The sequence below is a fragment of the Streptomyces yerevanensis genome, assembly GCF_000716805.1.
Classification (GTDB): Bacteria; Actinomycetota; Actinomycetes; order Streptomycetales; family Streptomycetaceae; genus Streptomyces; species Streptomyces flaveus.
Genome location: NZ_JNWJ01000029.1, coordinates 98858 through 106670, shown reverse-complemented (window position 1 = coordinate 106670; position 7813 = coordinate 98858). Strand labels below are relative to the sequence as shown.

8 protein-coding genes are annotated in these 7813 nt (G+C 70.1%); 4 read left to right on the top strand and 4 right to left on the bottom strand.

Annotation, left to right across the window (positions count from 1 at the left end):
- The first annotated feature begins 232 nt into the window (after positions 1-232).
- Positions 233-1438, top strand: coding sequence for a type ISP restriction/modification enzyme (locus tag OP79_RS28355; RefSeq protein WP_033324113.1), 1206 nt, complete (start codon positions 233-235; stop codon positions 1436-1438).
- Positions 1439-1448: 10 nt separating this feature from the next.
- Here OP79_RS28355 and OP79_RS28350 read toward each other — a convergent pair whose 3' ends face one another.
- Positions 1449-2162, bottom strand: coding sequence for a TetR/AcrR family transcriptional regulator C-terminal domain-containing protein (locus OP79_RS28350; RefSeq protein WP_033324112.1), 714 nt, complete (start codon positions 2160-2162; stop codon positions 1449-1451).
- 63 nt (positions 2163-2225) lie between these two features.
- On the opposite strand from OP79_RS28350, the gene OP79_RS28345 reads away from it, so the two are divergent.
- Both OP79_RS28345 and OP79_RS28340 read left to right on the top strand, forming a co-directional pair.
- A complete protein-coding gene (locus tag OP79_RS28345) occupies positions 2226-3182 on the top strand; it encodes a daunorubicin resistance protein DrrA family ABC transporter ATP-binding protein (RefSeq protein ID WP_033324111.1) in 957 nt (318 codons plus the stop codon).
- Positions 3179-3961 carry an ABC transporter permease gene (locus OP79_RS28340; RefSeq protein WP_033324110.1) on the top strand — a complete coding sequence of 261 codons (783 nt, stop codon included), beginning with the start codon at positions 3179-3181 and terminating at the stop codon, positions 3959-3961. The genes OP79_RS28345 and OP79_RS28340 overlap by 4 nt, the downstream gene beginning before the upstream one ends.
- A 99-nt stretch (positions 3962-4060) precedes the next feature.
- On the opposite strand, the gene OP79_RS28335 is transcribed toward OP79_RS28340, so the two are convergent.
- The 3 genes from OP79_RS28335 to OP79_RS28325 all read right to left on the bottom strand — a co-directional run bounded on the left by OP79_RS28335 (position 4061) and on the right by OP79_RS28325 (position 5811).
- Complete coding sequence (locus OP79_RS28335; protein ID WP_033324109.1) at positions 4061-4330, bottom strand: hypothetical protein; 270 nt, start codon at positions 4328-4330, stop codon at positions 4061-4063.
- A 126-nt stretch (positions 4331-4456) separates the two neighbouring features.
- Positions 4457-5272 carry an anti-sigma factor gene (locus OP79_RS28330; RefSeq protein ID WP_033324108.1) on the bottom strand — a complete coding sequence of 272 codons (816 nt, stop codon included), beginning with the start codon at positions 5270-5272 and terminating at the stop codon, positions 4457-4459.
- Positions 5269-5811 carry a sigma-70 family RNA polymerase sigma factor gene (locus OP79_RS28325; protein ID WP_033324107.1) on the bottom strand — a complete coding sequence of 181 codons (543 nt, stop codon included), beginning with the start codon at positions 5809-5811 and terminating at the stop codon, positions 5269-5271. Before OP79_RS28325 ends, OP79_RS28330 begins: the two co-directional genes overlap by 4 nt.
- Positions 5812-6074: 263 nt before the next feature.
- Between OP79_RS28325 and OP79_RS28320 the strand changes: the two genes are divergently transcribed.
- A complete protein-coding gene (locus OP79_RS28320; protein ID WP_033324106.1) occupies positions 6075-7634 on the top strand; it encodes a DUF4331 domain-containing protein in 1560 nt (519 codons plus the stop codon).
- Positions 7635-7813 lie beyond the last annotated feature (179 nt).

Below are 7813 nucleotides of genomic sequence, written 5' to 3'. Positions count from 1 at the left end.
TCCGAGACCGGAGCTAAGCGACGGGCATACGACGCACCGGCCCACGACCCCTCCCACCGGAGGGAGGCTGCGGGCGCGTGGGGGTGCGGGCTTGCTCCGGGCGCGGGGAGCCGCAGGCTTTTTAAGGGGCGCGGGGAACTGCGCGACCAGCCACGACGGGCCCGCAGTCGCCAACGGACCGAACCACCACCCCCGTACGTGCCCCACCCAACCGCCGGAGGCACGTCGTAACATGCCGAGCGTGACGCACGACGCTCCGCTGCTCGCGGACCTCATGCCGTGGTCCGTCGCACCGCCTCGGCTGGGCCGGGGGTGGCCGACGGCGCCCGATGCGGCGTCCCTGAAAGCGCGTTGGGACGCCTTTGTGAAGGCCGAAGGGCCCGACCGGGAGGCCTTGTTCGGTGTCACGCGCGCGCGGAACCTGCACTCGGCGGTGGCACAACTGCCGGGCCAGTCCAGTGGAACGGGTCGGCTGGCCCGTGCGTCGGGGCCCTGCGCGGAGCCCGTACGCGTGTTGCACGGGCCGTTCGACGAGCAGTGGCTGATACCGGACCACCGGCTGATCGACGCGGCCCGCCCGGAGCTGTGGCGGGTGGCGGACGAGCGGCAGGTGTTCGCCGTCGAGCAGGCGCCCGCGCCAGAGGGGCCCGCGCTGCTCGTCGCGTCCGTGCTGCCCGTGCTCCCGCCGCAGCCGCGGCAGCCGAAGAACGCCCCCGCGGCCCGCCCCGGCCGCATCCACCCCCTGTACCGCCGCCCCGGCGGCCTCGAACCGAACCTCGCGCCCGGCCTCGTGGACCACCTCGCCAAACGCCTGGGCCACTCCCCCGCCCCGCTCGACGTCCTCGCCTGGACGGTGGCGGTGGCGCGGACGGGCCCCGGCGGTTGCGCCGTCCCGCTCACCGCCGCCCCCGAACTCTGGGCATACGGCACCGAGTTGGGCCACCGCATGCTCAGGCTGATGCGCCGCGACGGCGACCGCCCCAAACTCCCCGGCGGGCGGCGCCCCTACGTACGCGCCCCGCTCCCCGCCCGCCCTCTCGAACTCCGCTACGACCGCGACGAGGAGACTCTCCACCTCGACGAGGGCCGCATCTCCCCCGTACCGCCCGCCGCCTGGGACTTCGAGGTGGGAGGCGCCCGGGTCCTGGACCAGTGGTTCACCACCCGGACCGCTCCCCCGGAGCCCGGCACGCTGGAGGCGATCCGCCCTGCCACGTGGCCCCAGGCCTGGACCTCCGAACTGCTCGAGCTGATCACGGTGTTGGCGTTGCTCGCGGAACTGACGCCTCAGCGGGCCGAGTTGACCATGACAGCGCCGGTCACCGCGGCCGAGCTGGGCCGCGCGGGCGTGCTCCCGGTCCCGGCGGCGGCACGCAGGCCCGCCTCGGTCCTCGACCACCACGAGGAGGGGCCTGAGGGGCAGTTCGCACTGCTCTAGCGCTCGGTGCTCAGTGCTTGGGGTCGAACGCGTCCAGGACCCTGCCGAGCGCGCGATCGAACACCTCCTCCAGGTCGATCGGCCCGGAGTCCTCCATGAGCGCCGCGGCCAGTCGCGGATACGCGCCGGTGGCCACCTGACTGCCGAGGTAGGCGATACGGACCGCGTTCTCCTCCTCCTCGGACCAGGGCATGGAGCGGGTGCGCTCGGTGGTGGCGAGCTCGTTCGCGGTGTAGGTCGTCACGATGCCGTTGAGCAGGGCGACCATCTCCATCTTCGTGCTGTACGGGAGGTCGAGCGGTTCGAGGCAGGCCAGGCAGTGCTCCAGATAGCGCAGGGTGTTGGGGCTGAAGCCGTAGATCCCCGCCATCAGGCGCGGCAGCCAGGGGTGGCGGTGCATGATGACGCGGGTCTGATGGGCGTTGCGGAGCATGTCGGCGCGCCAGTCGCCCGAGGGCTCCTTGAAGTCGTGCTCTGCGCCGACGGCGTCGATCATCAGCTCGTACAGGTCCTCCTTGCGCGGCACGTAGTTGTACAGCGACATCGTGCCGCAGCCCAACTCGGCCGCCACATGCCGCATCGACACCGCGTCCAGCCCTTGCGCGTCCGCGATCCGCACCGCGGCAGCCGCGATGTCCACGCGGGTGTACGCGGGACGCGGACCGCGTCCCGTGCGCTCGGGGCGGTTCCAGATCACTTCGGGTACGGCCTTGCGCCCTGCCATGGGTCGATCACCTCGTGACCATCCTAGTTACGTACAGCGTACGTAATGCGCTATGGTCGACCCATGACTTCTACGTACGCTGTACTTAGTGAAGGACTCGAGAAGCGCTTCGGGGAGGTCCACGCCCTCCGAGGGCTGGACCTCGCGATCGCCGAGGGCACGGTCTGCGGGTTGCTCGGACCGAACGGCGCGGGCAAGACCACGGCCGTACGGGTCCTGACCACGCTGCTGCGGCCCGACGCGGGGTCCGCGCGGATCGCGGGGCACGACCTCGTACGGGAGCCGGGCGCGGTCCGCCGCGCCATCGGCGTGACGGGCCAGTTCGCCTCGGTCGACGGCGATCTCACGGGGCGGGAGAACCTGCGGCTCTTCGCGAAGCTGCGCCGCGCCCCGAAGGCGCACGCCCGCGCCGACGACCTCCTCGACCGCTTCGAGCTCACCGAAGCCGCGGGCCGGCTCGCGTCCACCTACTCGGGCGGCATGCGGCGCCGCCTCGACCTGGCCGCAAGCCTGATCACGCGGCCCGCGGTGCTCTTCCTGGACGAGCCGACGACCGGGCTCGACCCCGCCAGCCGCAACCAGATCTGGCAAGCGGTACGCGACCTCGCCGCGGACGGTACGACGGTGCTGCTGACCACGCAGTACCTGGAGGAAGCCGATCAACTGGCCGACGACATCGCACTGGTGGACGAGGGCAGGGTCGCGCACACCGGCTCGCCCGCCGCGCTCAAGGCACTCATCGGCTCGTACGCGGAAGTCGTCGTCGCCCACGCGGACGCCGTGCCCCAGGCGGCCGTCGTGCTCGACCAGCTCACCGGCGGCGAACCACACTTCGACCACGAACGGCACGCCGTCGGCGCCGTCACCACCGATCCGACGCTCACCCTCCCCCGCCTGGTACGCGAACTCGACGCCGCGGGCGTGCCGTTGCTCGACGCGAGCCTGCGTCCGCCGAGCCTCGACGACGTGTTCCTGCGCCTGACCGACAGCCCGACCGACCGTAAGGACCTGGTGACATGAGCGCCCTCGCGTACGACACAACGGCCATGCTCGGCCGGCAGCTTCAGCGGGTCCGGCACAATCCCGGGCTGCTGATCCTCACCCAGACGATGCCGATCACGATGCTGCTGTTCTTCGGCTACGTCTTCGGCAGCGCGCTCGCCATGCCGGGCGCCGAGTACCGCTCGTTCCTGGTGCCGGGGCTGCTGGTGGCGACCGCGGCGAACGGGATCATGACGGGGATGTTCGAGGCGGCCCGGGACTCGCACCGGGGCGTGATGGACCGCTTCCGTACGCTGCCGATGAGCCGGGCCGCGGTGCCGCTCGGCCAGGCGGCGTCCGATCTGGTGCTGACCACTGCGGGGATGGTGCCGCTGCTGCTGGTCGGGCTCGCGGTGGGCTGGCGGATCGAGGGGACAGCGGCTGAGGCTGTGGCGGCCGTCGCCTTGCTGATGCTCTTCCGGTTCGCGATGACATGGATCGGGATCCTGCTCGGGCTCGCGTCCCAGAGTGAGGAGGCAGCAGGGCAGTTGGGCGGGGCGACCTTCATCCTGCCGCTGCTGTCCAATGCGTACATCCCGACGGACAATCTGCCGGGCTGGCTGCGCACGGCGGCCGAGTGGAATCCCATCAGTGCGGTGACGACGGCGGTGCGGGATCTGTTCGGCAATGCGCCGGTGCCGGAGGGTGCCGCCTGGCCCGTGGCGCATCCGGTGGCGGGATCGCTGGCCTGGTGCGCGGTACTGATCGCCGTGTTCCTGCCGCTCGCCGTCCGCCGGTACGCGACCGGCGGACGTTGAGCATCAACTCCTGTGCTTGCGTGATGCGTTCGCACCGCGGGTGGGAAGCGGGTGCGAAGGTGTTCGGGTCGGTTGCCGGTCAGTGACCGGGGTCGCTGATCAGCGGCCGCCGAACAGGGATCGGCGCAGTCGGCGCAGGGGGGCGAAGAGCGAGACCCGCCGCACTCGTGCGCGCCTGCTGTTGCGCTCCTGTGTGTGATCACGTGCGGTGAGCTCACGCATCAGTGAGGTCGCCTCGGTCGTCTCTCCCTGCGGGATGGCGGGGCCACCCAGCACCGAGAGATGGCGGTCGAGGCGCGAACTGGTCGCGCTGCTCCCGCAGGTGATCGCAGGGACTCGCGCCCTGCCACGCACTGTTATCTGTTCCATGTCACTCCCACCCATACGAGGGCACCCGGCCCGGGCAGGTTAACCCTATCGCTCCCTCATGACACTCGTGTATCCCGGGCGCAGGATTCACCTTCTTCGTAAGGCCGTTGACGATTACTCCGACGATTACTCTCCGAATCCAACCGAATTCAGGGCGAGTTGGACAACTGGGGCAGATGTGGGCTGTGGAGAGCCGCCCTGCGGCTCGACGGTGACGGCGAGTGAGGTCGCATCCGGGTTCAAATCGGTGGCGAGCAAGGGCGTGTCGCCGTCGAACAGGCCCAGGGAGCGCGGTTGGACCTCTGGTCGCATGAGCCACAGTTGGTGAACCCTTCCGTTCGTAGGTCTGCCGAGGCCCGCGGGGGTGACCACGGCGGCCCGCTCCGAGGCGGACGCGACGACGTTGATGCTCTGGCCGTTCGCGACCTGTCCGGCGCTCGCGGCGGCGTCCGGCGCCGCGAGAATGTTGGCGATCTCACGTGCCTGGGTCCGCTCCTGGTCGAGCTGGTCCTGGGTGCGGGAGGCCTGGACGCCGAACAGCGCGGCGACGACGAGCGCCGCCGCGGCGGTGGTGGCGGCGAGCGGGGACAACAGGCCGTGCAGCCGCGAGGGGCGCGGCCGCTGTGCACGCATCCCGGGCAGCGGCTGCTGTGCGGCGCGCGGGTGCGGCTGCGGCCCCGGGGCGGTCTGCCCCGGGGCAGACTCCTGGGGTGTGGTCCGTACGGCCATGAGGACCCGGTTGCGCATCGCGGCCGGGGCCGGGGCGGCCGTGTTCCAGGCGAGGCGGACCGCGTCCTCGCGCAGGAGGCGCACCTCGGCGGCGCAGCTGTCGCAGCGCTTCAAGTGCTTCTCGAAACGCTGGTGTTCGCGGGGTTCCAGCGCGTCGAGGGCGTACGGGGCGGCCAGCGAGTGCATTTCGCTGCGCCTGAAGAGGACGGTCATACGGCACCTCCCAGGCATTCGCGCAGCCGCGTGAGTCCGTCGCGCATGCGCGTCTTGACCGTGCCGAGCGGCAAGGAGAGCCGCTCGGCCACTTCACGGTACGTGTAGCCGTCGTAGTAGGCGAGAGTGACGGACTGGCGTTGCAGTGCGGTGAGCCGGTCCAGGCAGCGGCGTACCCATTCGCGTTCGAGACCGGCCTCGACCTCCTCGGCGACCTGGTCGAAGGCGGGTCCGTTGGCACGCTGGGCCTCACGCATCTCGCGTTCGCCGGCCGCGCGGGCGCTGCGGACCCGGTCGACCGCGCGGCGGTGCGCGAGGGTGAGGACCCAGGCGAGGGCACTGCCTCGGCCGGGGTCGTAGCGGGCGGCGGAGCGCCAGAGTTCGAGGAGCACCTCCTGGGCCACCTCCTCCGACTGGGCCGGGTCCCGCACCACGCGGCGCACCAGACCGAAGACCGGTCCGGACACCAGTCCGTACAGATCCTCGAAAGCCTTCTGGTCGCCTTTGGCCACGAGCACCAGAAGTTCGTCCGCCTGCACCCGTAACCCCCCTCTCCCGGCCGCGTGTCGGCCTGTCCCGACAGTCAAGCATTCGGCGCGGGCACCCGTTCGGATGGGTCCGCAGATCAACTCGTCGAAAAACACGGGTGAAACTCAAACCAATCCGCCCGCCCGGCGGCACCGAATGGCGTGTGTCAGGCAACAAAACACGCGGCAACGAGCGCCAGGGCCGAGCGGACCACACCGTCCGTCGCCTCTCGCCAGAACCGCGGGAACGCAGCTTGTAACAGAGGACGGACGGCATGACACCTAACATCCGCAGGATCGTGGGACACAGGAGCCTCACGACCCTCGTCTGTGGGGCGCTGGCTGCCGGGGGGCTAGCAGCCGCCGGCGTGACCGCGCTCGAACCGGAAGAGGCGACCGCCTCCAGCCACCGGGAGGCCCCGCTGATCTCGGGGACGCCGCAGTTCGACAACACGGACCTGTACGCGTTCGCGAGCCCCGACACCCCGGACACGACGACGATCGTGGCGAACGTGATCCCGTTCGAGGAGCCGGCGGGCGGACCGAACTTCTACACGTTCGCGGAGGACGCCCAGTACGACATCCACATCGACAAGGACGGGGACGCGCAGGGCGATCTGCTGTTCCGGTACACGTTCGACACGCACGTCAAGAACGACAAGAGCTTCCTGTACAACACGGGGCCGGTCGAGAGCCTGGACGACCCCGACCTGAACATCACGCAGACCTACGACCTCCAGCTGCTGCAGCTGAAGGACCAGAAGCTCGTGAAGCGGACGTACGTCGCGGACGACGTGCCGGTCGCTCCGTCGAACGTCGGCAAGGCGTCGATGCCGGACTACGCCAAGCTGCGTGACCAGGCGGTCAAGGAGCTCGGGAATTACGAGGCGAAGACGTTCGCGGGTCAGGCGGACGATCCGTTCTTCGCGGATCTGCGGGTCTTCGACCTGCTGTACGGCGGGAACCTGTCGGAGGTCGGCAACGACACCCTCAAGGAATACAACGTCAACTCCATCGCCCTGCAGCTCCCGAACGAGCTGATCCAGGAGTCGGCCAAGCAGCCGGTCGTCGGAATCTGGGCGACGACGAACCGCAAGGGCGCGAACGGGCACTTCAGGCAGGTCTCACGGCTCGGGAACCCGCTGGTGAACGAGGTCGTCAACCCGATCAAGGACAAGGACACGTTCAACGCGTCCGCTCCGTGGGACGACGCGCAGTTCCTCAAGAACGTGACCGAACCGGAGCTGCCGAAGCTCATCGAGGCGATCTACAAGATCCCGGCGCCGGACGAGCCCAGGAACGACCTCGTGGACGTCTTCCTGAAGGGTGTTCCGGACCTCAACCAGCCGCCGCACGTCCGGGCTTCGGAGATGCTTCGGCTCAACACCTCGATCAAGCCGGCGGCCGAGCCGAAGCGGCTCGGTGTGCTGGACGGCGACAACGCGGGCTTCCCCAACGGGCGTCGGCTCACCGACGACGTGATCGACGCCTCGCTTCAGGTCGTCGAGGGTGAACTGCTCGGCGCGAAGAACGACTTGGGCGACGCGGTCGACAAGAACGACAAGGACTTCGAGAAGGCCTTCCCGTACGTCGCTCTGCCGACCGAGGGTTCGCGCGGACCGCTGGCCAAGGGTACGGACGGCACCAAGGGCGACGTACGCAACCAGCTCGGCGACGCGCTGACGCCGGCGGGCACGAGCAGCGGCAACATCGGCGGCATGGACGACACCACGCTGATCGCCGTGTCGGCGGTGTCGGGCGCGGCCGGCTTCCTGCTGATCGGCACGGGGCTCATGTGGTGGCGCAGCCGGCGGCGGATGAGCGGCTACTACTAAGCCAAGCGCTCCGCTGGAAGTGCGGTTCGGAACTGCGGGTCCGTTGTGGCTGGTCGCGCAGTTCCCCGCGCCCCTGAGAGGCCTGCGGCCTCCTTCGGGGCACGGACCGCACCGGACTTCGGCAAGTCCGGTCAGCCACCCCCAAACTGGCGCGGCCCGCAACCACCATCCCCCACGGC

What these genes read in the sequence shown, in the direction of transcription:
- OP79_RS28355 (WP_033324113.1), top strand. Translation starts at nt 233, where the DNA reads ATGCCGAGCGTGACGCACGACGCTCCGCTGCTCGCGGACCTCATGCCG.
- OP79_RS28350 (WP_033324112.1), bottom strand. Translation starts at nt 2,162, where the DNA reads ATGGCAGGGCGCAAGGCCGTACCCGAAGTGATCTGGAACCGCCCCGAG.
- OP79_RS28345 (WP_033324111.1), top strand. Translation starts at nt 2,226, where the DNA reads ATGACTTCTACGTACGCTGTACTTAGTGAAGGACTCGAGAAGCGCTTC.
- OP79_RS28340 (WP_033324110.1), top strand. Translation starts at nt 3,179, where the DNA reads ATGAGCGCCCTCGCGTACGACACAACGGCCATGCTCGGCCGGCAGCTT.
- OP79_RS28335 (WP_033324109.1), bottom strand. Translation starts at nt 4,330, where the DNA reads ATGGAACAGATAACAGTGCGTGGCAGGGCGCGAGTCCCTGCGATCACC.
- OP79_RS28330 (WP_033324108.1), bottom strand. Translation starts at nt 5,272, where the DNA reads ATGACCGTCCTCTTCAGGCGCAGCGAAATGCACTCGCTGGCCGCCCCG.
- OP79_RS28320 (WP_033324106.1), top strand. Translation starts at nt 6,075, where the DNA reads ATGACACCTAACATCCGCAGGATCGTGGGACACAGGAGCCTCACGACC.